Source organism: Sneathiella sp. D3-11, from assembly GCF_055809395.1.
Genome location: NZ_CM147911.1, coordinates 3,327,613 through 3,352,165, shown reverse-complemented (window position 1 = coordinate 3,352,165; position 24,553 = coordinate 3,327,613). Strand labels below are relative to the sequence as shown.

General features: G+C 52.9%; 22 protein-coding genes and 1 tRNA gene. 5 read left to right on the top strand and 18 right to left on the bottom strand.

Annotated elements, in window-relative coordinates; translation table 11 throughout:
• Positions 1 to 275 precede the first annotated feature (275 nt).
• Positions 276 to 764 carry a hypothetical protein gene (locus tag AC0L73_RS16915; protein ID WP_227951612.1) on the top strand — a complete coding sequence of 163 codons (489 nt, stop codon included), beginning with the start codon at positions 276 to 278 and terminating at the stop codon, positions 762 to 764.
• Here AC0L73_RS16915 and AC0L73_RS16910 read toward each other — a convergent pair.
• A tRNA-Lys gene (locus AC0L73_RS16910) sits at positions 759 to 834 on the bottom strand. The genes AC0L73_RS16915 and AC0L73_RS16910 overlap by 6 nt on opposite strands.
• Positions 835 to 1,037: 203 nt before the next feature.
• On the opposite strand from AC0L73_RS16910, the gene AC0L73_RS16905 reads away from it, so the two are divergent.
• Positions 1,038 to 1,409 carry a group I truncated hemoglobin gene (locus AC0L73_RS16905; RefSeq protein ID WP_227951603.1) on the top strand — a complete coding sequence of 124 codons (372 nt, stop codon included), beginning with the start codon at positions 1,038 to 1,040 and terminating at the stop codon, positions 1,407 to 1,409.
• Positions 1,387 to 2,442, top strand: coding sequence for an adenylate/guanylate cyclase domain-containing protein (locus AC0L73_RS16900; protein WP_227951602.1), 1,056 nt, complete (start codon positions 1,387 to 1,389; stop codon positions 2,440 to 2,442). Before AC0L73_RS16905 ends, AC0L73_RS16900 begins: the two co-directional genes overlap by 23 nt.
• Before the next feature lies 1 nt (position 2,443).
• Here the strand turns inward: AC0L73_RS16900 and AC0L73_RS16895 are convergent, their stop codons facing one another.
• The 13 genes from AC0L73_RS16895 to miaA form a co-directional block, all read right to left on the bottom strand.
• A complete protein-coding gene (locus AC0L73_RS16895) occupies positions 2,444 to 2,749 on the bottom strand; it encodes a hypothetical protein (protein ID WP_473655464.1) in 306 nt (101 codons plus the stop codon).
• Complete coding sequence (locus AC0L73_RS16890) at positions 2,632 to 4,461, bottom strand: peroxidase family protein (protein ID WP_473654330.1); 1,830 nt, start codon at positions 4,459 to 4,461, stop codon at positions 2,632 to 2,634. The genes AC0L73_RS16895 and AC0L73_RS16890 overlap by 118 nt, the downstream gene beginning before the upstream one ends.
• Before the next feature lie 207 nt (positions 4,462 to 4,668).
• Positions 4,669 to 7,542, bottom strand: coding sequence for a hypothetical protein (locus tag AC0L73_RS16885; RefSeq protein WP_473654329.1), 2,874 nt, complete (start codon positions 7,540 to 7,542; stop codon positions 4,669 to 4,671).
• 188 nt (positions 7,543 to 7,730) lie between these two features.
• Positions 7,731 to 8,867, bottom strand: a complete 1,137-nt coding sequence (gene rodA / locus AC0L73_RS16880) for a rod shape-determining protein RodA (RefSeq protein WP_473654328.1) — start codon at positions 8,865 to 8,867, stop codon at positions 7,731 to 7,733.
• On the bottom strand, positions 8,860 to 10,773 hold the full coding sequence (gene mrdA / locus AC0L73_RS16875) for a penicillin-binding protein 2 (RefSeq protein WP_227951598.1): 1,914 nt from the start codon (positions 10,771 to 10,773) through the stop codon (positions 8,860 to 8,862). The genes rodA and mrdA overlap by 8 nt, the downstream gene beginning before the upstream one ends.
• Positions 10,773 to 11,288 (bottom strand): rod shape-determining protein MreD, encoded by a 516-nt coding sequence (mreD, locus tag AC0L73_RS16870; protein WP_227951597.1) that lies wholly within the window; start codon positions 11,286 to 11,288, stop codon positions 10,773 to 10,775. Before mreD ends, mrdA begins: the two co-directional genes overlap by 1 nt.
• Positions 11,285 to 11,911, bottom strand: coding sequence for a rod shape-determining protein MreC (gene mreC, locus AC0L73_RS16865; RefSeq protein WP_473655463.1), 627 nt, complete (start codon positions 11,909 to 11,911; stop codon positions 11,285 to 11,287). Before mreC ends, mreD begins: the two co-directional genes overlap by 4 nt.
• 13 nt (positions 11,912 to 11,924) lie before the next feature.
• Complete coding sequence (locus AC0L73_RS16860) at positions 11,925 to 12,179, bottom strand: hypothetical protein (protein ID WP_473654327.1); 255 nt, start codon at positions 12,177 to 12,179, stop codon at positions 11,925 to 11,927.
• Between the two features lie 40 nt (positions 12,180 to 12,219).
• On the bottom strand, positions 12,220 to 13,260 hold the full coding sequence (locus tag AC0L73_RS16855) for a rod shape-determining protein (protein ID WP_227951595.1): 1,041 nt from the start codon (positions 13,258 to 13,260) through the stop codon (positions 12,220 to 12,222).
• A gap of 422 nt (positions 13,261 to 13,682) precedes the next feature.
• The gene (gene ilvC, locus AC0L73_RS16850) at positions 13,683 to 14,702 is read right to left on the bottom strand and encodes a ketol-acid reductoisomerase (protein WP_227951594.1); all 1,020 of its coding nucleotides are present in this window, start codon (positions 14,700 to 14,702) and stop codon (positions 13,683 to 13,685) included.
• A gap of 60 nt (positions 14,703 to 14,762) precedes the next feature.
• A complete protein-coding gene (ilvN, locus tag AC0L73_RS16845) occupies positions 14,763 to 15,275 on the bottom strand; it encodes an acetolactate synthase small subunit (protein WP_227951593.1) in 513 nt (170 codons plus the stop codon).
• 89 nt (positions 15,276 to 15,364) lie between these two features.
• Positions 15,365 to 17,128 carry an acetolactate synthase 3 large subunit gene (locus AC0L73_RS16840; RefSeq protein WP_473654326.1) on the bottom strand — a complete coding sequence of 588 codons (1,764 nt, stop codon included), beginning with the start codon at positions 17,126 to 17,128 and terminating at the stop codon, positions 15,365 to 15,367.
• A 125-nt stretch (positions 17,129 to 17,253) separates the two neighbouring features.
• The gene (miaA, locus tag AC0L73_RS16835) at positions 17,254 to 18,231 is read right to left on the bottom strand and encodes a tRNA (adenosine(37)-N6)-dimethylallyltransferase MiaA (RefSeq protein WP_473654325.1); all 978 of its coding nucleotides are present in this window, start codon (positions 18,229 to 18,231) and stop codon (positions 17,254 to 17,256) included.
• Between the two features lie 19 nt (positions 18,232 to 18,250).
• On the opposite strand from miaA, the gene serB reads away from it, so the two are divergent.
• Positions 18,251 to 19,159, top strand: coding sequence for a phosphoserine phosphatase SerB (serB, locus tag AC0L73_RS16830; protein WP_473654324.1), 909 nt, complete (start codon positions 18,251 to 18,253; stop codon positions 19,157 to 19,159).
• A 53-nt stretch (positions 19,160 to 19,212) separates the two neighbouring features.
• Here serB and AC0L73_RS16825 read toward each other — a convergent pair whose 3' ends face one another.
• The 4 genes from AC0L73_RS16825 to hflK form a co-directional block, all read right to left on the bottom strand.
• Positions 19,213 to 20,655, bottom strand: a complete 1,443-nt coding sequence (locus tag AC0L73_RS16825) for a DegQ family serine endoprotease (RefSeq protein WP_473655462.1) — start codon at positions 20,653 to 20,655, stop codon at positions 19,213 to 19,215.
• 317 nt (positions 20,656 to 20,972) lie between these two features.
• Entirely contained in the window at positions 20,973 to 21,161 is a 189-nt protein-coding gene (locus AC0L73_RS16820) for a DUF2065 domain-containing protein (RefSeq protein WP_227951588.1), read from the bottom strand.
• 61 nt (positions 21,162 to 21,222) lie between these two features.
• Positions 21,223 to 22,107 carry a protease modulator HflC gene (hflC, locus tag AC0L73_RS16815; protein WP_227951587.1) on the bottom strand — a complete coding sequence of 295 codons (885 nt, stop codon included), beginning with the start codon at positions 22,105 to 22,107 and terminating at the stop codon, positions 21,223 to 21,225.
• The gene (hflK, locus tag AC0L73_RS16810) at positions 22,104 to 23,198 is read right to left on the bottom strand and encodes an FtsH protease activity modulator HflK (RefSeq protein WP_227951586.1); all 1,095 of its coding nucleotides are present in this window, start codon (positions 23,196 to 23,198) and stop codon (positions 22,104 to 22,106) included. Before hflK ends, hflC begins: the two co-directional genes overlap by 4 nt.
• 189 nt (positions 23,199 to 23,387) lie before the next feature.
• On the opposite strand from hflK, the gene apbC reads away from it, so the two are divergent.
• Complete coding sequence (gene apbC, locus AC0L73_RS16805) at positions 23,388 to 24,518, top strand: iron-sulfur cluster carrier protein ApbC (protein ID WP_473654323.1); 1,131 nt, start codon at positions 23,388 to 23,390, stop codon at positions 24,516 to 24,518.
• The last annotated feature ends 35 nt before the right edge of the window (positions 24,519 to 24,553 follow it).

The window sequence follows — 24,553 nt, the reverse complement described above, 5'->3', positions numbered from 1 at the left end:
TCCGGTATTTCGGTTATTCCATGACTTGAAAGCCCGCCAGCCAGTGGCAGCGTAGACGCCATAGGCATCAGGTTCCACGTCACACCCAAAAATGAGATATATATCACACTCGCGCTTCTTTTTCCCATCAATCCCTTGAACTACCGCGCCAGCAGTGTAGATGGTCCCCTTTAACGCACCTAGTTTCCGTTCGCATATGAAGTTTCGTTGCGAAACGGAGATTTTTAGGTAAGATTATAAAAATCTAAACTACGAAGACTGGCAACCGACGCGATATGAAATCAAAATTCCGGATAATATTGGAAAAATCTTTCGACAACTGCGATCTGCAGGTGCGGGATTATGGTAAAGAGCAGTTAAACCTGATAAAAGCGACAGGCCCGATTGACCGTCGGCAACGTGGGATCGTCTTTCGTGAAATCCTGAAAATTAACGATACAGGCAACTTCTTCTATATCCTGGATAACCGGGGCGGCTTCGAGATCGAACTCTCCCCCGCCGACATGACTTACCTCAATGCGCTGCTCTATGATGGCGGCATTCGCTATGTACGTGGCGGAGTTGTCACTCTGGACGTCGCCTATAGCCTGTTGGTTTCCCTCGCCAAGGCCAAGGCGCGCGCCGAAAATTTCGAGGTTGAACTGGTCTCCACCACAATTTTTGTCGAAGCCGAGGAATTTGTAAAATCAAAATTGATCGAACTGGTGAATGCCAGCAAGGAAAAATCTCTTACCGGCAACCTTTTGAATATCCGAAAATGGTAGGCGCTACAGGGTTCGAACCTGTGACCCGCTGATTAAGAGTCAGCTGCTCTACCAACTGAGCTAAGCGCCCACAATAGGTTCATATATCGTGGTATTCCGGTACGGAGCCTGTCTGGATCCGCGCCGGGAGCGATTGTTTAGCACAGGAAATCCGGCTCGACAAGAGGCGAAGGAGACAGTAATCGCTCGACAAGGAAATTTCTGCACTTTATTGTCGATTCTCCAATTACTTGTGCTTTCTGCCATATGCTTGTCGGAGAAGGACCTTTTTTAATGGCCAAGCAGTCACTATTTGAAAAGTATGGTGGTTTCTCCACCGTCAGTAAAATTGTCCTCGATTTTTACGACGTCCTGCTCGATAGCGACGAAGTTGGCCCCTTTTTCGACGATGTGGAAATGGCTCGGCTAATCGATCACCAGACGAAATTCATAGCCTCGCTTTTGGGAGGCCCTGCCTCCTACACCGATGAACAACTTTACCGGCTGCACGAACGGCTGAAACTTGAAAACCAGCATTTCGACGAGGTTTTGGAGACTCTTAGCAAAACCCTCGCAAGGCATGGCTTCAGCGTCGCAGATATAGCCCAGGTTAACGACGAACTTGAGCAGAGGAGATCTGTAATTGTTAGCCAAAATGTCGATTGAAGCCATTAACGAACAACTATTGCGCGCGATCGGCGTCGGCGTTGCCGTGCTCAATCTGGCGGACCATCATTTCATTTTCCGAAACGAGACCTTCACCGAATGGTTTGAGGGCGACGGGAAACAGGACAAGCTGGAAAACCTGCTGCCGGAACTGGATTTCGCCGGCCTGATGGCGGAGCTGAAAGAAAACGGCCGCTTTACCGCAGAAATAAAAAATAAGAAAAAACGGCGCGAACGCACTTTTGCCATCGATTTTACCCTGACACAGGAGAATGATATCGAGCTTATCATTCTCGTCTGCCAGAATATTTCCCGTATCCGCGAGCTGGAATCGATGATCGACAGCTACTCTCAAATGGTCGAGCGGAACACTCGCGAAATCAAGCGCGAGAAGGAACAGGTGGAAAAGCTCCTGCTCAATATGATGCCCCGCTCGGTCTATGATGAGTTCAAGACGTTCGGCGTGGTCATCCCCAAGCTCTATGATCCTGTCTCGGTGCTGATGCTCGATTTCGTTGGCTTTACCCAAATGGCGGCCTCTGCCGATCCCGCGGTCACCGTGAGCGAGCTCAATGATATCTACAGCGCATTTGACCGCATCGGGGAGCAATATGGATGCGAGCGGATCAAGACCATGGGGGACGCCTATATCACTGTCGCCGGCCTGCCCGACCCAACACCGGATCATGCCCGCGCCGTTGCCAATGCCGCGATCCGCTTTATCCGCTATCTGGAGCGGCGGAACGAAGGGCATCCGAACCAGTGGCGTTGCCGCATTGGAATAACAAGTGGCGCCGTTGTTGGCTCTGTTATTGGTATCCAAAAATATGTCTACGACATCTTCGGGCCCGCTGTGAACCTCGCCTCCCGACTGCAGGATTGTTCCGAGGCGATGGAAATCACAACAAATGCACCGGTCTATGACGTCTTGCGGGAATCTTTCCGCTTTGATTATAAGGGCAAACAGCAGATCCGCGGCTTCGATGAGCAGGATATCTTCCAACTCAAGGACAGCCGCGAACCTATTCGCTAAATCAGATCAGGACATTATCGGAATCGATATCGCGTAGGTGCATATCTTCTAGCGTGAGAATGCCGTCCGCGCCGAAATCGATCACTACGTCCTCGCCCACCTGTTCCGCCGCATCGATCACCTCGTCGAGCGCGGCGAGCTCCAGCAGCGTGAAATCGAGGGTATCCTGACGGTCGTTAAAATCCTTGATCAGGTCTTCGCCGAAGAGATTGTCGAAGACAAACAGATCATCGCCTTCCCCGCCTTCAAACTGGTCATTTCCCCCGCCACCGATGAGGGTATCATCGCCGTCGAGACCGAGGAGCAGGTCGCTTTCCTCCCCCCTTCCAGAATATTATCCCCGTCATCGCCGCCAATCCGGTCATAGGCGAGCATCGTGTTATCCTGGATCGCATCGACATCGCTGTTCCGCTCGATGATATCGGCGAGGGTCGTATCCCAAAGCTCATCGATCAGATCCTGCGGCAGATCTGAATTCTCGCTCCAGAAGGGATCGCCGTCGCGGATGCGGATAAATTGGTCGGTGACGATGGTTGCAAAAAGCTCGCCCAGCATCCCGCCGCCGGACGGATCCTCCGACAGGCCACCGATCCAGGCATCGATATCATCAACGCTGTCATAGACGCTGGCCAGCGCCTCGGCGAGGGCGGCATCGGAGGTGATATCGGAGAAATCCTCTGCCCGCTCCAGCCCCACAGCCTCGCGGAGGTCATTGTAACTCGGTAAACCAAGGTCGCGCCCCCGCTGGATATTGAGCGAGCCGAGATCAAGCCCGACATCGCCATCCTGACTAAACAGGAAATTCCGCAGATCATCGACGATCTGCGGATCCAGTTCCTGCGCGACGTCATTGGCAAGCCCCCGGAGCAACGGCTCTACCCCGCCATTCGCGGCAACTGCATCCGGGTTGAAGAAAGCATCACGAAGGGACAGTTCACCGGCCTCGATGGATTGTCCATTTTCCTCCAGCCGCGCCGTCGCCGCCGAGACCAGACTATGGCCAAAGCGATAGGCCGCCGTGGAGAATTCAATGGCAATGCCGGGGTTTACGTCGGAGTCATAGCCATCATAGGCAGGGATAGTATCCTCCCCCAGCAGGACCGGGAGATACTCATTATAGGTAATCGCCTGGATTTCCGCCTCCACCCGGACGCGGGCGGCATCGAACAGCTCATCCGCCGTCCAGTCGGGGTTCTTTTCAGACAACTCATCGACCCAGCGGTTATGCTCCCGCGCGAACAGACTCTGTATCGAATAGAGCCCGGCATTTTCCGCAGCGCGAATATCGCCGGCAAGGACGCCCCCTTCCTCATCGAAGGTGACGAGCCCGCTCTCATCGAGAAGCAGCTTGCCGTCTTCCGTCCGGATCGCGGCGGCGGTCTCCGCATCCGAACCATAAATCATCGAGCCGTCAATAAAGGCGGTGATGCTGTTGGCATATTGAGCGGGACTGTCTTCCCCCGTTCCTTCCACAGGAACGGCGCGGGTGAAGGCCATATCGATATCCGGATTAAACCATTCATCATCCTCCGGGATGTCAATGGGTGCGGAATCGCCGCCGGAGAGGGTCAGGTCGATATCATGATCGATAAACTGGCCCCAAACATAGAAGAGATCGCTGACACCGAAGGAATTGGGTTCATCCTCCGTTTGTGCCGCGATGGCATTGCTGACGTCCCGGGCGCTTGGCAGGTCATCATTCATCTCGGAAATACCGTCGGCATAATTCGCCTCTCCCAGCCGGAGCAAGGTCTGGCCAGCCGCGCCCCAGTCAGGGTTTTCTTCGACTGTGCCTGTGCCATCGACAGGACGCGCCGGCGTTTCCAGAAGATCTTCGTCTCGTGGCGGGCGGTCATCGCGATTACGGGAGCCGCGCTGCTCTCTTGGCTCTCGCGGATCATTCTCACGAAGATCATCATCATTGGCCGGATCGCGCTGGCGGTCCTCGTTGCGCGGCGGACGGTCGTCGCGATCACGTGAATTCGGACGAGGATCTAGAAATGGATTGCGTACTCTCATCGTTATCTCCTGTTAATTGCGCTTCCCCGGCGGGCCGGAGAAACTAAATGCTTGTAAGTTTTATGGGATTAGCCTCGACCGACTTTGTGGTCCAAGAAAGGCGCAAATAAGGAAAAAAAGGTGATTTGTTCCACCTTTACGAGTTTATCGAGACCACAAAAAACCCCCGCGCCTGAGACGCGGGGGGGAATCAATAATCTCCGATGATTAATAGATCAACACGGTTCTCTCTTTTGGATCATCGTTAATCACTCGGGTTTTCAGTTTTTCTTGACCCCAGTTTTGCCAGAAAACTTTATGATTTTCTTTTCTGGCATTATAGGTGCACCCATACATGTGAATGGACGCCAGAACATAGGTGCTGTCCGTGCGAATACGCAAATCTTCTGTCTGGTTCTGGTCCGCGCGTGCGCGGTATGCGTAGTTTGTGTACCCTACCTTGGAATCAAGTTTTTTGAGTGACTTCTGTTCCTCCATGATAGTCCAGGTCTTGCCATCAAGACGGTTACCGAACAGGGGAAGCGGGCTCCTCAATTTATTATCTTCATCCCAGGACCCGTAAATATCGAAATTATCAGAATCGTCATTGATCTCTTCGACATCATCGTTACCTACATATCTGTCCCAAGTGAACTGAAGAGCTTTATCATAAACGGTCACTCTGTCAGCATCTGTACTCTCTTCCCTGAGAACGCTAGTATACGCTGTGTTATTTGAAGCAAGCGGCTGAGTTGCTGCAAGTTCGTTCATCTCGTCTTCATTCCGCGAGACAGGCCTAGCTTGAAGACTTTCATCAGCATTCTGCGTTGCTTCATTGCCATAAATTTCATAACCATTTGGTCGTATCGAATTGGATGGAAACGATTTGTGGGAATGGGCGGCGATAAACATCATGTCGAAGATGTCATACTTCTTTAAGAACAGCTTCTTGAAATCTTCAAAATCTGTGGCCTTGGCAATGTCCGTATCCGTTTTGTCCGTTGCCGGGTTATACATACTGTATCCCTCATATGTCAGGGCGGGCTTGTTGCCCCAGTCATTGACTTCATTATCCGGGACATAGTCATATGTCATGGTGTTCTTGTTAGGTATGAAGCAAAATACTTCGCGGCCAAGAACTTCGTAGGACGCATCAACTATACTGACTCTCTTGCGCTCACTATTATTCGAATTGTTTCTACTTTTGACGGATACCCCAATCTCAGCCTTATCCCCTGGCGTACACTGGATCCGCTTCAGATCGACAACGATCGGCCATCCCCGTACAAAACAGTACATATAGAGGAGACGTCTGTTCTCGTAATTGTCTATTGCCAGACCTTTGGCTGTATCTGCCCTGTAATAAAACCGGGTCGATTCCAATGTGTCCGTCAGATGATAGGCCATTTCCGGAATTTTATCATCCGTGTGTTCATAACCCGTCATGTCCTCGGCATATTTAGAATAAGCCATATTTCTGAATGAGTTAGTCAGATAGGCAACAGAGTACCACGCCATTTCCGCTTTCAACTCACTCATATCACTGAGATCACAAAACGGTAAATCCAGGCTGGGATCATGGCTGGGAAGACAAAAACGATCCATACAACGGAGCTGGCGAACTGTAAGCGCCTTGCAAAGAGTAAGCGCCCGTAACGCAATTGGTGAACGGATGCTACGCTTTTCGTTCTTGGAGTTTAGATAATGTGCCTGCTCCCCGTTGATTTCATTGAAAGAATCATCAAATGGAACTTGGTGACTGTTTTTAATCTCTAACGAATTACTAAACCCTCGCACATCCACTTCGTTAAGCTTTGAAATATATTCCACGACTTTGTTATAGAGTTTTTTATAATTTGGAATTTTGTCCAAATCTATCGCCTCGAAATATTTGAATCTGCTATAGTCTGGACCCTGCCATTTAATATTAACTTCCAAATTTTTGTTACCGGGCCTGTTATCGGTTTTCTCCTCGTCCTCATTCCAATTGATGTCAAACTCCTTATAAATATTCACGAAAGTCTTTATAGGATCTTCAATATGATTCCGCGCCATATAGCACATGGTGTCCAGGCGGCTATTCGTTGCCAGATATTGATAATATTCGCCGAGTGCCAACATAGTTTCCTTGGCTGCATTATCGCTCATAAATTTTTTTACGAGAGCCTCATGAGAATCTAGAACCATCGGAATGCGGAACTGGCAACCGGCATCGCCGATCGTCGGATCAAGACGGTGCAGACTACCCATAAGCAGATCGTTGATAGCTTCATATTCACATTGCTTGATGAAATTTTCCTTCGGATTAACAAGGCAGATCGCAGTAAATACCTGATCAACTACAGAAATAAGATTATCCGCAAACCGATCATATATTTGTGGATTCCTATTGTTTGTTGTTTTTGGATTTGCAACCTCGTTCAAGTCTAAATTGAAAACATAATTTCTTTCAAAGGTAATTTTCTGAGCTTCGGCAAAGCAATATTGGAATAATGCTTCCAGCGAGTATCTAAGTTGCGGTTCCCGCAATATATCTAGTTCCGGCTTAAAGGCATTTTTTATATCCCGCGCGCGGATATTTGACATCAGTCGCTTTTCTTGCGCCAGACGCGCATTTTTTAGGCTCTTGTATTCCACGAACTTTTCTGTCTCGAATTTCGATTGCCAAATAACCCATTTGAAATCCTCGACAATCTGGAAGGAAAGCCGATCCAGTTTTACCAATTTGGGATTAACTTTCTTGTCTTTTTTTAATTCCACGTCTGGATTAAAAATCGCTTCCGCGCAGGTAACCATCAAGCCCACAAGAATGTCGTTATCATTTGGGTTATTAATTTTTAGATCTTTAATAGTTACATTTTTTTGCTCTGCATATTTCTGAGCAGCATTGTTATAGGCTGGGTTAGCTTTCCCAAATAGCTTATTCTCGTTTGATGGAGGGATCACATTTTTCTTTAATTTTTTGAACAATTTATATGAATTGCAATAATAAGCGTTTGAAGCTTTGTCGCCATCATCCTTCATTAGCTGAATCAGCGCTTGCACTGAACTCGGTACGTTTGGCGCATTTTTAAAATCAACAGCGTTCGTGTTGCTTGACATGATGAATTTTCTTTCCTTATTCATTAAGTAAAACCAAGAAATAAGGAGACGTATTTATTTTAGTCTTGTGAATAAATATTGGTAAATATGCAGATATATCATCCTGACTTAGGATAATTACTTACCCCAACCGAGAGAATTCTCAAAAAAGAGCCAAAAAAAGAAGAAAATGGATTAAGCAGAAAGGCTTAGCGCTTACCGGGGATATCGATATCACGGTGGATATAAACGCTCATGATCAGGCCAAAGCCGATGAGCAGGGTCAGCATCGCCGTGCCGCCGTAGGAGATCAGCGGCAGCGGCACACCGACCACCGGCACCATCCCCATGACCATGGCGACATTGATGAAGATATAGAGGAAGAAAATGCCCGTCATACCGATGGCGAGCAGCTTGCCGAAGTGATTGCGTGATCGGTAAGCGATGGCGTAGCCATAGGCGATCAACAGAATATAGAGCGCAAAAAGCAGCAGCCCGCCAACCATGCCGAATTCTTCCGCCAGCATGCTGAAAATAAAATCTGTCCGCATTTCTGGAAGATAATTAAGATGGCTCTGCGTGCCCTGCAAAAGCCCCTTGCCAAACACCCCGCCAGAGCCGAGGGCAATTTTCGATTGCAGAATATGATATCCTGCGCCGAGGGGATCACTTTCGGGATTGAGGAAGGTCAGCACGCGCTTTTGCTGATATTCATGCAGAAACTGAAAGGCAAAGAACCCCGCCGGGATCGCCGTCCCGACAACCACAGCAAACTTCCAGAGCCGCACCCCGGCGACAAAGAAAACAATCCCCGCCCCGGCCGCAAGCAGAAGCGCTGTGCCAAGATCAGGCTGACGCAGCACCAGCGCCACCGGCGCGAGCACCAGTAAGATAGGCGGGACCAGCCATCGAATACGCCGCACATCGTCCAGCCCGATATTATGGAAATAGCGGGCGAGCGCCATTATAAGTGCAATTTTCATCACTTCGGACGGTTGGAGCTGAAACGGACCCAAGTCGATCCATCGCCGTGCACCCATACCGATCACCCCCATCACCTCAACCGCGCCAAGCAGTGCGAGCGCGATACCGTACAGGGGATAAGCGAGGTTGAGCCAGATACGGATATCCACAAGGGCTACCACGAACATCAGGACCAGGCCCGCACCGAAGCGCATCATTTGCCGCGAGGCCCAAGGCTCCAGATTGCCGTTGGCCGCCGAATATAGCATCAGGAAACCGATGGAAGCGGTCGCGCAAATCAGCAGGACGAAGCCCCAGTTGATATCCCATAACTTCCGTGAGAAAGAGAGTTGTTCATTCTTCGCGCCAAGCTCCCTAAGCATCCTCGCCCCCTACTGGCTTGCGGATGGCGATATCGTAGCTGGGCTTACGGAGTGGATCCAGACGGAGCGTTTCCTGCAAAAGGTCGCGGGCAATCGGTGCCGCCGCGCCAGACCCGCTGCCGCCATGTTCAATGATCACCGAGACTGCGTAACGCGGATCATCAAAGGGTGCGAAACCGACGAAAAGAGCGTGATCCCGCTCCTCCCACGGTTTCTCATCGGATTTGCGCACCCCTTCGATACGTTCCTTGCGGGAGATACGGCGCACCTGCGCGGTGCCGGTTTTGCCGGCCATTTCCCAGCCTTCGATCCGGATTTTTGCGGCGCGGGCAGATCCGCGCGGGCCGTTGACCACTTTATACATGCCATTAAGAACATGCTTTAAGGCCTTTTGGCTGACACCTAAATCGAGATTTTCAAGTTCCGGTTCCGGATGCGGTAGAACCGCGCCTTCGACGGCTTCACCGGTGATCGAGCGCACAAGACGCGGCGAGACCTTCTTGCCGCCATTGGCGAGCCGTGCCGTCATCACCGCGAGCTGTAGCGGGGTCGCCAGCACAAAACCCTGACCGATGCCGGTATTGTATGTCTCCCCCAGCTGCCAGGGCACACCCTGTACTGCCAGCTTCCAGGCCTTTGTCGGGATCAGGCCATCGCGCTCCCCCAACATATCGATATTAAGTTCCTCGCCAAGGCCAAAGCGATGCGCCATCTCGGCGATCTTATCGACGCCAACTTTCCGGGCAATGTCATAAAAATAGATATCGCAAGACTGGGAAATGGCGTTTTCCAGATTGAGTTTGCCATGACCGCCACGTTTCCAGCAATGGAACCGATGCTTGCCAAGCTGTGTATGTCCCCCGCAGAAAACTTCATGCCCGGCAGTCACCACCCCGGATTCCAGAGCGGCAAGAGCAACAATCATTTTAAAAGTAGAGCCCGGGGGATATTGTCCGCCGATTGCCTTGTTTCCCAGCGGGCGTTTGGGGTCCTCGATCAAAGCCTTCCATTCGGCGGAACTGATGCCCCGTGCGAAGGTATTCGGATCGAAGGACGGCACTGACACCATGGAGAGAATATCGCCCGAGTGAATATCGATCACCACCGCCGCGGCGCTTTCCTCTCCCATGCGACGCACCACGAAATCCTGAAGCTGCTTGTCGATGGTGAGGACCGCGTCATTTCCCGGCACGCCTTCTTGCCGGTTCAGCTCCCGGATGACCCGGCCATAGGCATTGGCCTCCACCCGGCTGAGGCCCGCCTTGCCCCGCAAGGTTTTATCGTAATATTTCTCGATCCCGCTCTTGCCAATGCGGAACTCCGGGAGTTCAAGAAGCGGATCATACTCCTGATTTTGAAGATCTTTTTCCGACACTGCGCCGACATATCCAACAATATGGCCAAACAGTCGGCCATAGGGATAATCCCGGGTCGAGCCGACATCCATCTGGATGCCCGGCAAGTTCGGGCTGTTGACATTGATGCGGGCGAACTGCTCCCAGGTCAGGTTATCGACAACCGGAATGGGCACGAAGCTCCGCTTGCGCTTGGCATCTTTCAGCACGCGTTCCCGGTCGATCATTTCCGGCGGAACAAATTCTTCCAGTGCGTCGAGAGTAGCCTCAATACTGTTGGTTTGTTCGGGTATCAACACGACGCGGTAATTATGGCGATTGCTGGCAATCTCCAACCCGAAACGATCAACAACCCGGCCGCGAAGTGGCGGCAGCAGCCGAAGGTTCATCCGGTTTTCATCGGCCATTGTCGAATATTCATCCGAGTGAATGACCTGCAAATAGTAGAGCCGACCGGCCAGCGCCGACATCAGCACCGCCTGCCCGCCTGCCATCAGAAGGGAGCGACGGGTGAATGTCTTGCCTTTTTCCTTATGTTGATCACCTGCCATCAGGTCAGCCTCAGCAGGTTATTTTGAAGCATCCCGAAGCCCCAGGCAAACAGCGGAAAGACCAATAAGGATAGTGCATATTGCACGAGGATCGGCGTGAGCGGCAGGAAGGCCAGCGAATAGAAGCAGGCGATAATCCAGCTCAACATAGCGATGATAAAGGCAATCAGGAAATAGCCAAACCAGGTGAGGACAAATGCCTTGCCGATAAAAATCCGACGCTGCGAAACCGCGATGGCGTGGATCAACAGATAGAGGAAAGATGACAGACCAAGCGGTGCTCCCGTCAGGAAATCCGACAGTAGTCCCAGCACAAAACAGAGCGGCGCACTCATCAGATAGGGCCGGTGAATGCTCCAGTAAAAGACAGAAATAGCAGCGAAAGACGGAGTGACGATAGCATATCCGGAAATTCCAATCGGAACGACACTCATCAACGCCAGCAGCACCGTTATCGCGAACGGCACACTGCCGCGAAGAAACCGGTTAAACTGATAGGCGAGTGTCGGGCTCACTTTGCATCCAATCTGCTTTCACCAAGATCGCCGGGGTTCATTTCCGGGCTGCTCATGCCCGGCAAATCATAGCGTAATACGCTGACATATTCCAGACGTGTCCAGTCGGCATAGGCCTGCACGCGGATACCTCGGTCACTGATCGAGGAGACAAAACCGATAGGCCGCCCCGCTGGCAACATACCGCCATCACCAGACGTAACCACGCGATCGCCCGGCGCAACTTTCGCATTGGTCGGCAGGAAGTCGAGCAGCGGCAAGGAAGAGTTATCGCCAATCAGGATACCTTTATGGCGTGATTTTTCCATCACCACGGGAATCCGGGAGTTAAGATCCGTCAGCAGCAGCACTCGCGCAGAGCGCTCCCCTACTTCAGCGATACGGCCAACCAGACCGAGCGGAGCCACAACGGCCTGCCCGACTCGGATGCCGTCCCGCCGTCCGGCGTTCAATAACAGCGTGCGGACAAAGGGGCCGCCGGCATCCCCGACCACACGTGCCGTAATCGGCAGCACCAGCGGATCAGAGAGTGCATTCAGAAGTTGGCGGAAATTCTCATTTTCTTGCTCAAGCGTGCGGCCTGCAGACTGCCATTTGAGAAGACGCGCATTTTCTTCACGCAGCCGCTCATTCTCCTCAACCAGTGCTGGTCAGTTTCTGTACGCGCGCGACGCCCTTGTGAAAGGCATCGACGGGTTCGGAGATGGTGGAAAGGATCGGGGCAAGAAAATCGGTGGCCGCGGTGCGCATTTTCTCGACCACGCCGACATTAGCCTTGCCAAGAAAGAGAAGCGCGACGGCGAGGGAAATAAGCGCAAGAAATGCCGAACGCTGAATAATTGTCTTCAGCGGCCATGCCAGCTTAAATACCTTCCCCTGTCGAGGTGCCATCTATCTGCCCTCCGGACCAGAATTCCGTTTGCCCAAGGGTTTAGCTTTCTCCGCTAAGTACGTGACGAAGCGTCTTGATTTCTTCCAGAGCGCGGCCCGTACCGATGGCGACACAGGAGAGCGGCTCTTCGGCAATAGAAACGGGAAGCCCCGTTGCCTGACGCAGGACATGATCAAAATTACCAAGCAATGCACCGCCGCCAGTCAGGATAATACCTTTGTCCACGATATCCGCGGCAAGTTCCGGCGCAGTGTGTTCCAAGGCGACTTTTACCGCCTCTATAATGGCGCCCACGGGCTCCGCAAGGCTTTCGGCGATCTGCCGCTGGCTGATGATCAATTCTTTCGGCACACCGTTCATCAGGTCACGGCCTCGAATTTCCATGGTCTCGCCTTCGCCATCTTCCGGCGCGCAGGCTGATCCGATCAGTTTCTTGATCCGCTCGGCGGAGCTTTCACCGACGAGCAGGTTATGATTGCGGCGGATATAGGCGATGATTGCCTCATCCATCTTGTCGCCGCCAACGCGGACGCTTTTCGAATAGACAATACCACCGAGGGAGAGAACCGCGACTTCTGTCGTCCCACCACCGATATCAACAACCATGGAGCCGGTTGGCTCGGTCACAGGAAGCCCGGCGCCAATTGCGGCGGCCATCGGCTCGTCAATCAGGATCGCCTGACGCGCGCCAGCATTCTCGGCTGCTTCCTTAATCGCCTTCCGCTCAACGGCGGTGGAACCCGACGGAACGCAAATAATGATCAAGGGACGCGCAAAGCTGCGACGATGATGAACTTTCTGGATGAAATGCCGGATCATTTCCTCGGCGATCTCAAAATCGGCGATGACACCGTCACGAAGGGGGCGAATGGCCTCTATGTTGCCCGGTGTCCGACCCAGCATCATCTTCGCTTCGTCGCCAACAGCGAGAACCTGTTTCTTACCCTTATTGTGCAGGATTGCTACAACCGAAGGTTCATTCAGAACAATACCGCGGCCTTTGACATAAACCAGCGTATTCGCGGTTCCAAGGTCGATGGCCATGTCGGCCGACATCCAGCCGAGTAATCCATTTAACATTAAGCTGCCTCACACACTCATTAGAAGAGATCCGGTCCCCGAACCCCGCAATATCAACACAACGCGCACCAACATCATTTATCTGCCACAGACCGGTTAATTACATCTTCCGTCTGAGAGTGCTGACACCCGCGCCCTATGCCACCAGTGACGCCTGTTTCAACAGACATCGGCGACATAAACCAATCATTGCAGAAGATAGTTAATTTTTTCCCACCATACGCAGACTAATACGATTTATTCTCAACTTCGGGCATTTGATTTGTAAAGCAGATAGGACAATTACGCAAATGTCATTAACCATAATTCGCGTAGAATTTCTAAAAAATTTATCCACATACCCTCCTCCCGCATCCCTGTAGCTGGCAAATAAAAAAAGCCGGCGCAACGGCCGGCTTTTCAGTTTGAGACGTTAAGAACGGCTAGTTCTTGGATTTATCGACCAGACGGCCTTCTGCAATCCAAGGCATCATCGCGCGCAGACGTTCGCCGACTTCCTCAATCTCATGGGCGTCGTTACGGGCGCGGATCGCCTTGAAGCTTGTCTGGCGTGCCTTGTTCTCCAGCATCCAGTCGCGGGTGAAGCGGCCCGACTGAATATCATCAAGAACGCGCTTCATTTCCGCCTTGGTTTCCGGCGTCACAATGCGCGGACCAGTGACATACTCTCCATATTCTGCCGTGTTGGAGATGGAGTAATTCATGTTCGCAATGCCGCCTTCATAGATCAGGTCAACAATCAGCTTCACTTCATGCAGACATTCGAAATAGGCCATTTCAGGGGCATAACCACCTTCTACCAATGTTTCAAAGCCAGCACGGATAAGCTCAACCAAGCCACCACAGAGGACTGCCTGCTCGCCGAAGAGATCGGTTTCGCATTCTTCCTTGAAACTGGTCTCGATGATACCGGCACGGCCGCCACCGATAGCAGAGGCATAAGAAAGCGCAATATCAAGCGCGTTACCAGAGGCGTCCTGATGAACAGCCACGAGGCAAGGCACTCCGCCGCCGCGCTGATATTCAGAGCGAACCGTGTGGCCGGGGCCCTTCGGTGCAATCATGAACACATCCATGTCGGAGCGCGGAACGATCAGGTTGAAATGCACGTTCAGGCCATGGGCGAAGACAAGCGCCGCACCGTCCTTCATGTTTGGCGCGAGTTCTTCTTCATAGATGTCCGCCTGCAGCTCGTCAGGGGTGAGCATCATGATCACGTCGCCCCATTTGGCGGCATCCGCCGGGGTCATGACCTTAAGGCCCGCGCCCTCTGCTTTCACAGCGGAAGAAGATCCTGCCCGAAGCGCAACGGCCACATTCTCAGCACCGGAATCTTTCAGGTTATTGGCGTGGGCGTGGCCCTGGCTGCCATAGCCGACGATGACAACTTTTTTGCCTTTGATCAGATTAACATCGGCATCGCTGTCGTAGTATACGCGCATCGTATCGTTCCTTCTCGATTATAAACTTCTATCTGTATTCAAATTCTGTGGTGAACCGCCCTAAAAGACATCGGTGCCGCGATGGACCGCAACAACCCCTGTCCGGCAAACTTCCGCCTTGCCGAGCGGCTTCATCAGGCCGATAAAGGCCTTGACCTTGTCAGGAACACCCGTGACTTCAAAGACAAAGGAATCCTCTGTTGTATCAACTGCGCGGGCGCGGAAAATATCCGCCATGCGCAATGCCTCAACCCGTTTTTCGCCCTTGCTGACCACCTTCACCAGCGCCATTTCGCGTTCTACGCTTGGGCCGTCGATGGTCAGATCGGCAATTTTGTGCACCGGCACCAACCTACCCAATTGAGCCTTGATTTGTTCAATAACCATAAGCGTTCCCGTAGTGACGATGGTAATCCGAGAAAGATTTTCTTCCTCGTCCACGCGGGCGACGGTCAGGCTTTCAATATTATATCCGCGACCGGAGAAAAGGCCGACCACGCGCGCCAACACACCGAACTCATTATCGACGAGAACGGAGATGGTATGGCGGAATATTTCGGTATCTTCAGTCATTATCCAGACAACCTCTTTGCAAGCGCGGGTCTTTTGTAAACCAGCATTAGCGTTAAATCCATAGCTTTTCGAAGGAAATTTGACCGCCGCTAGACCAGCGACAGCCCATCGGATGTAACCTTCGGTCCCGCGTCGTCCGCCTCGGTGCCGAGCAGCATTTCATTATGCGCCGCGCCAGAGGGAACCATTGGGAAAACATTCTCGGCTTTATCGACAATCATATCGACAACCACCGGTCCCTTGATAGAGATCATTTCCTTGATGCAGTCATCAACTTTATCCGGATCAGAGCAACGCAGGCCCGTGGAGCCGAACGCCTCCGCCAGCTTCACAAAGTCAGGCAGGCTTTCCATGTAGCTTTCCGAATAGCGCCCGCCATGCAGCAGTTCCTGCCACTGACGTACCATGCCCATATATTCATTGTTGAGGATAAAAACCTTCACCGGCAGGCGGTATTGCAGGATGGTCGACAGCTCCTGAATATTCATCATGGTTGAGGCTTCGCCAGCAACATCAACCACCAGCGCATCCGGGTGAGCAATCTGCACACCCATTGCCGACGGCAGACCATAGCCCATGGTCCCAAGCCCGCCTGAAGTCATCCAGCGGTTCGGCTCGTCAAATTGCAGATACTGCGCCGCCCACATCTGATGCTGCCCCACTTCCGTGGTGAAATAGCGGTCCATATCCTTTGTCAGTTCGTTCAGGCGGGACAGGGCGTATTGCGGCTTGATCGCCTTGCCCTTTTGCTCGAAATTCAGGCAGTCCTTTGCCCGCCATCCCTCAATCTGCGCCCACCATTTTTTAGTCGTCGACGCCTCCGGCTTATGAACTTCCGATTTCCAGACCTTGATCATGTCTTCAAGCACATGGGCAACGTCGCCGACAATCGGGATATCCACCCGTATGTTCTTGTTGATGGAAGACGGGTCGATATCAACATGAATTTTCTTTGAATTCGGCGAGAAGGCATCCAGACGCCCTGTGATCCGGTCATCGAAACGCGCCCCGATACAAACCATGACATCGCAATCATGCATGGCGTGGTTCGCCTCATAAGTGCCGTGCATCCCCAACATCCCGAGGAACTGCCTATCAGACGCCGGATAAGCACCCAGCCCCATCAGGGTATTGGTGATCGGATGACCGGTCAGCCGGACGAGTTGGGTCAACAGCTTCGATGCTTTCGGGCCGGAATTGATAACACCACCGCCCGTATAGAAGATCGGCCGCTTGGCGTTCGCAATCAGCTTGACCGCCGCCTTAATCGCCTTCAGGTCGCCTTTGATCTGCGGTTGATAGCTCTTGTGCTTGACCATCGACGGCGGCACATATTTACCCGGCGCGAGTTGCACATCCTTCGGCAGGTCGATCACGATCGGGCCGGGACGGCCATTTGTCGCGACATAAAAGGCCTCATGCATCACACGGGCGAGATCATTCGCATCCTTCACGAGATAATTATGTTTAGTGACGGGGCGCGTGATACCCACGGTATCGGCCTCCTGAAAGGCGTCATTGCCGATCATATGGGTCGCCACCTGCCCGGTCAGGCAGATAATCGGAATACTGTCCATCAGTGCATCGGCGAGGCCTGTCACCGCATTGGTCGCGCCGGGGCCGGATGTCACCAGAACGACGCCGGGCTTGCCGGTCGAACGGGCATACCCTTCCGCCGCATGAACCGCGCCGCCTTCCTGACGGACAAGGATATGGCGGATGCTGTTCTGCTTGAAGATTTCATCATAAAGCGGAAGCACGGCGCCCCCAGGATACCCGAAAATCACCTCCACGCCCTGATCCTTCAGCGCTTTGATAACAATTCCTGCTCCTGTCAATTCCTCGTTCGCCATCTGCCTGATCCTAATCTTTTGCTTGGCTGTTTTAGCTGCGTATCAATAGAAAAAAAGCGCCCGGCGCATTGCCGGGCGTTACTTTCGGGCCGTAAAGCTTGACACCGATTGGGGAAACTAGACCTTCATTCCCCTGCCGTCAACAAAAATCGACGAATAAATGGAAAGAATTCCTCTTTTAAACTTTCCAAATCTTGCGCAGAAGATCGATTTGCTTCGCACATCTTATTCCGAACCCATGTCATTTGACGTTTCGCATAGCGCCGGGTGAGCGTCTTAATTCGCTCCAACGCCGCATCCCGCTCCAGTGTTCCGTCAAGAACCGCAATTAGTTCCGGGACGCCAAGTGCTTTCATTGCCGGAAGTGCCGGATCGAGCTTGCGTTCCATCAGTGTTTTCACCTCTTCCAGCGCGCCGCCCTCCTCCACCATCCAATCGAGACGACGATTGCAGCGATCATAAAGCCATTCCCGTTCGGGCGTCAGGGCGAGCCAAGCCCGCGGTCCTTGCAATATATCGCCTGACGGCGCACTCTTCTGCCACTCGCCCAGTGTCACGCCGGTTTCCTCCAGCACCTCCAGCGCTCTGAGAATGCGCTGGCTATCTCCTTCATGAAGCCGGGCTGCCATGTCCGGGTCTTTCGCAGCCAGCATTTTATGGATGACGGTATTGCCTTCCCGCTTATGAAGATCACGAAGGCGCCTCCTCACCTCGTCGGAGATAGTCGGCACCTCGGCGATGCCCTTGGTCAGGATATCAAAATAAAGGCCCGTTCCGCCGACGATGACAGGTAGCTTACCCTCGCTTTGCACATCCTCGATCTCTTTGAGTGCCATATCCCGCCAACGCGCCGCGTTGCAATAATCCGCCGGGTCCAGCACCCCATACAGCCGATGAGGGGCACTCGCTTCCTCTTCCACGCTCGGGCGGGCGGTCAGAACGCGCAGGCCACTATAAACCTGCATACTGTCCGCATTGATGATGACACCATCAAATTCCTCTGCTATGGCAATGGCCAACGCGGATTTGCCGCTGGCGGTGGGCCCTGCCAACAGGACCGTCCCCGTCTGGCGCTGGATCGGCAATGCATTTTTATCCGTCAAGGAATTGTGGCCTCACGTTATGACACAGAAATCGGTTCTCACCCTTGTCGCTGATCATACAGCGCAAAGTTCAATTCGCAATATCGCCGATATAGCCCGGAAAACTCTTATCGACGCCGGGGCCAGCTGCGCCGCGACGGACTGGCTGGAAGAGGACCACGCCGTCGATATCGCCTTTGACGAATTGGAGAGAAACGTGGCAGTGGAGAGCCTGAAGAACGCGGGACTCCTCGAAACCGTCGATTTTTGCCTGCAACCCAGGGAGTTCCGGCGCAAAAAGCTTTTCCTTGCCGATATGGACAGCACAATCATCACCGTCGAATGCATCGATGAACTTGCGGATTTCGCAGGCTTTCGGGAGGAAGTCTCAGAGATTACCGAACAGGCGATGAACGGTGAATTGGATTTCAACGAGGCCTTTCGGGCCCGCGTGGCCATGCTGAAGGGCCTCCGCGAAGAAATCCTGCAACAAGTTTTTGACGAACGCGTCACCCTCACTCCCGGAGCCCGCACGCTGGTGCAGACCATGCGATCAAATGGCACTTATACTGCGCTCGTCTCCGGCGGCTTTACCTTTTTCACCGGCCGTGTGCGGGACCTTGTTGGTTTCCATATGGATATGAGCAACAAGCTTTTGTTCGAAAATGGCGCGCTGACCGGTGTCGCGGTAGAGCCGATCCTGAATTCAGCCGCCAAGCTCAACACGCTGGAATCCCTGCGCCATGAATATTCTCTTCGCCGAGAAGAAACGGCGGCAATCGGTGACGGCGCGAACGACATCCCCATGATTGAAGCAGCGGGACTTGGCGTTGCCTATCACGCCAAAGCGAAAGCTGCAGAGGCGGCAGATGCGACCATCCGCTTCGGCGACCTAACCACCCTCCTCTACTATCAGGGTTACCGGCAAAGCGAATTCGTCCAGGCATAAAAAATGGCGCCACCTCGTCCGAGGGGCGCCACCTTTTCAGGATCAGCTATAGGTTAGCTTTCCTTATTCAGCTTCAAGGCGATAAAGCGGGAATTATCGCCACGCTTCAACAGAAGCAGGACAGACTTCTTGTCCGTCGCCTTTATTTCCGCAATCCGCTCCTTCATCTGTTCAGGGTTCGAGACCGGCTCAAGCTGCGCTTCAGCAACCACATCCCCGGCACGAATGCCCTTTTCAGCGGCTTCAGAGTCCGGATCAACATCCGTTACCAAGACGCCGTTTAAATCCGGGCTGATATTGAACTGCTCACGCGCGGCATCATCAATCGCCGCCAACTCCATGCCCAGCAGGTCAATCTTATCGCTGCTGCCCTGAGTTGGAGACGCGCTCGCCATGGCAGTCTCCGCTTTTTCAAGCTCGCCCAGCGTCACATCCAATGTCTCGGTCTTGCCACCGCGCCACAGTTCTACGGAGACTTTGGAGCCCACCTTGGATTCCGCCACCAGACGGGACAGTTCACGTGGTTCGCTGACCTCTTCGCCATTGAACTTCAGGATAACATCGCCCGCCTTGACACCGGCCTTGAACGCCGGACCGTCTTCCGGAACGCCCGCAACCAGAACGCCATCCGTATCGGAAAGATCAAGCCCTTCGGCAATTTCCTCTGTCACCGGCTGGATCACAACACCGAGCCAACCGCGACTGGTCTTGCCAAACTCGATCAACTGCTCAACAACCGGTACTGCAAGTTCAGAGGGAACGGCAAAGCCGATTCCAATACTGCCGCCGGACTGAGAGAAAATCGCGGTGTTGATGCCAATGACTTCGCCGTCCATGTTGAACAGGGGACCACCGGAGTTACCCTTGTTGATGGAGGCGTCAGTCTGGATATAGTCATCATAGGGACCAGAGCGGATATCACGGCCGCGCGCCGAGACGATACCGGCGGTCACTGTACCACCAAGACCATAGGGATTGCCGATTGCCAGCACCCAATCGCCAACACGGGACTTATCACTGTCGCCCCAGCCGACATCCACAAGCGGATGATCTTTAGGATCGATTTTCAGAACCGCGATATCGGTTTTCGGATCCGTCCCCACGAGGGTCGCCGACACTTTCTCGCCATCCTGGAAAATAACTTTGATTTCATCCGCGCCGTCAATCACATGATTGTTGGTGATGACATAGCCATCGCCCGCATCAATCACGAAGCCGGAACCGAGAGAGGTGGCTTTGCGTTCACGCTGCTCCCCGTTTTTGTCCTTATTGCCGAATTCCTTGAAGAAATCTTCAAACGGATGGCCGTCGGGTAGTTTCGGGAACCCACCGCTCGGCCCCTTCACAGTCTGTGTTGTCGAAATATTGACAACTGCTGGCGACAGTTTTTCCACAAGATCCGCAAAGCTGTCCGGGGCACCCCGCGCCTTCGCGCCCACAGCAAACACCATCATCAGGGTGAAAACTGTCAATGTTGAAATGGCGATCGCGCCCATTTTATATGCGTTCGGCGCCGGTTTCGCGACAGGCCGAGCAACAATCTCCGCCGATTTTGGCAGTGCTGAGTATCGGTTATACAAGACTATCTTCCTTCTATAATTCGATTCTTCTGCCGGGGTCCAAAGATCGCGAGCAGAGGATCAACTGACAATATATTCCCCTCTTGTTTCATCCACCGGTTTTTATATCTCCGATGCATTGCGCTGTATGTACCTAGAAATCAATTAAGGCAGAAATGTGCAAATGAAACCTGTTTTTGAAATTTTGTTGGTTAAATGCAAAATTCCTTTAAATTTCAAGGTGAAACTTTGCGTTATCCTCGTATAAGCCAGACAAAAATAACACCGAGAATGGCCGCCGCCAGGCCGACAATCCGTAAAACATGACTTGGCATCGTCAGCGCCGACGCCATCATCCGCTTCATGCCGTCGGGAAACAGGGCATAGAGCGCACCTTCAAAAAACAGCACCAACGCCGCCGCCAGCATAATATCCGTTACCACGCGTCCCGCCTCTTGTAAAAAACGGCCCGCAATCTGATACGGGCCGTTTTAAAACTGTTACCTATTTGTCTTCTTCAGAGGTGACACTCTGTCGATCGAAATATTTGAAAAACTGCGATGTCGGCGACAGCACCATGGTTGTGTCCGAGTCCGACATCGACCCGCGATAGGCCTGCATGGAGCGGTAGAAGGCGAAGAAATCCTCGTCCTTACCGAACGCGTCGGCGAAGATACGGTTTTTCTCGCCGTCGCCCTCACCGCGCAGGATTTCTGAATCCTTCCGGGCATTGGCAATCAGGACCGTGCGTTCCTTATCCGCATTGGCCGTGATCCGTTGGGCGATTTCCGCACCCGTTGCCCGGATTTCCTTGGCTTCCTGCTCACGCTGGGACCGCATACGGTCAAAAACCTTCTCACTGTTTTCTTTCGGCAGGTCAGCGCGGACGATACGCACGTCAATCACATCAATGCCGGATGCCTTGGCTTCCTTGTTTACCTGTTCCCGGATCTGGTTCATCAGGTTGGACCGCTCGCCCGAAACAATATTGTTCAGAGACTGGCGACCAAGATTCTGCCGGAGCTGTGAGTTCAGGATGGTTTCCAGTCGCGTATAAGCGATCTGGATATTACCATAGGACTGGTAATACTGCAGCGGGTTAGCGATACGGAATCGGGCAAAACTATCCACCATCAAGCGCTTCTGATCCCGTGTCACAACTTCTTCACGCTGTGTGCTGATGGATAGCACACGCTTATCTACAAAAACCACGTCTTGCACGAAGGGCACCTTGAAGTTCAGGCCGGGTTCCTGAATAACCTTTTGCGGTTTACCGAACTGCATGACGATCGCCTGCTCTGTCTGATAAACTGTGAAAAGTGCACTTGAAGCAACAACACCAATTGCCACCAGCAAAATGGCGATAACTGTCAGGAATGTTTTATTCATTTCTTGGTCGCCCCTTTCTGCAGTTCATTGAGCGGCAGGTAGGGAACAACGCCTTGCGCTCCGTCCTTGCCAATATCAATGATCATTTTCTGCTTACCCGTGAACACTTCCTGCAGCGTCTCAAGATAGATACGCTGGCGCGTCACATAAGGCGCCTTGGCATATTCGTTATAGATGGAGATAAAGCGCGCGGCTTCACCTTCAGCTTCAGCAATCACGCGCTGCTTATAGCCTTCTGCTTCCTGACGGATCATTTCCGCCTGACCACGGGCCCGGGGAATGATGTCGTTGGCATAGGCTAGCGCCTCGTTCTGCGCCCGTTCCTTGTCGGCCTCAGCGGCCTGCACATCGCGGAACGCGGCAATCACCTGGCTCGGCGGTTCCGCATTTTTAAGCTGTACCTGAAGGATCGTGACACCGGCGCCATACTCATCGAGCACTTCCTGAAGCCGTTTCAACACTTCTGTCTCAACCAGTAACCGACCTTCCGTAATGGCCGCCGTCAGTTCTGTTCGGCCAATCACCTCACGCATTGCGCTTTCACCCACCGCTTTGATAGTGAGTTCCGGCTGATCGACGTTAAAGAGAAACTTGCCTGCATCGCTGATCCGCCAAAGCACGGTAAAGCCGACATCGACGATATTCTCATCACCGGTGAGCATCAGGCTTTCCGCCTCAACCGGAGTTGAACCGCCACCGCGTGTCGGACGGAAGCCGATCTCAACACTGTTGACCTTCGTCACTTCAGGCGTCAGCACCGTCTCAATCGGATAAGGCAGATGATAGTTCAGGCCGGGCTGGGTTGTTTCAGACCATTTGCCAAAGCGAAGCACAACGCCCTGCTCCGTGGTCTCAACCTTGTAAAAGCCGCTGATCAGCCATGCACAAAGGATAACCAACAACAAAATGATGATGCCGATCTTGCCGCCACCACCGCCGGGAATGATATCTTTTAGCCGGTCCTGGCCCTTCTTGATAATATCTTCGAGATTAGGGGGTTGTTGACCGCTCGGTCCTGACCCCCAAGGTCCGCGATTGCCACCGCCGCCTTGCCAGCCTCCGTCATTACCACCCTGATTGTTCCAAGGCATATGGTCGCCTCTCCTTCATTTCTGCGCTGATTTTGCGCGTTTGCTAACTTTACGTAGTCGCGTTATATGACACCCTGCAACATTCTGCAACGGAACACGGGTCGAGAACGCTTTATTTCTCTCAATCCGCATTCGTGCAGATTTTTAGTCTATGCCTACCATTTTGTGTCCGAAGCGGAGTTTTCAAGCATGTCAGCAATAAATGAGCAAACCATCCTCAATTGCCTCGATCAGGTTATCGACGAAAAGTCAGGCAAAAGCGTGGTCGCACTTGGCCTGATTGCCGGCCTGGTGATCAAGGAAGGCAATGTCGGTTTCGCGCTTGAAATCAACCCGAAAGACGCGGGTGAGATGGAACTCCTTCGCAAGAAATGTGAAGATGCGGTCTTCAATCTACCCGGTGTCAAATCGGCAAGTGTTGTATTGACGGCGGAACAGGCTGCGCCGGAAGCTGCGCCTTCGGCCCCGCCCCGCCAACCCCAGCAAAAACAGGCGCCGCAACAACCTGCGCAAAAGCCGGAAGTACCGGGCGTTGCCGCCATCGTTGCCGTCGCCTCTGGTAAAGGTGGCGTAGGTAAATCCACCTGCGCCGTTAATCTTGCACTTGGGCTTTCCGCGCTCGGCCTAAAAGTCGGGATGCTCGATGCCGATGTTTACGGCCCTTCCCTCCCGCGGATGCTCGGCCTGAAAGGCAAACCAGACTCAAAAGATGGCAAAAAGCTCATCCCGATGGAAAAATGGGGCCTGAAGGTCATGTCCATGGGCTTCCTTGTAGAGGAGGACACGCCGATGATCTGGCGCGGTCCCATGATCATGAGCGCACTGCAACAGATGGTATTCGATGTGGATTGGGGAGAATTGGACGTGCTTGTCGTCGATATGCCCCCCGGCACCGGCGATGCGCAATTGACGTTGGCCCAGCGCGTACCACTCGCCGGCGCTGTAATCGTCTCGACACCACAAGATATAGCATTAATTGATGCCCGTAAGGGATTGAATATGTTTCGAAAAGTCGACGTGCCTGTGTTCGGCATTATCGAGAATATGAGCTATTTCCTCTGCCCGTCCTGCGGGGAGCGGTCTGACATCTTCGGACATGGCGGAGCTCATGAAACTGCGAACGAACTCGGCGTCGACTTCCTGGGTGAAGTGCCACTGCATATGGATATCCGCAAGACCTCCGATGCGGGCACACCAATCACAGCAACGGAACCGGACAGCCCACACGCGAAGATTTACCGCGATCTGGCGGCGAAGGTTCAAGCGAAAATCGAGGAAAGCCTCAGCTCTTCATCTGGCCCCAAGATCGTCATCGAATAATAAAAAAGCCCGGATCGCTCCGGGCTTTTCTTTTG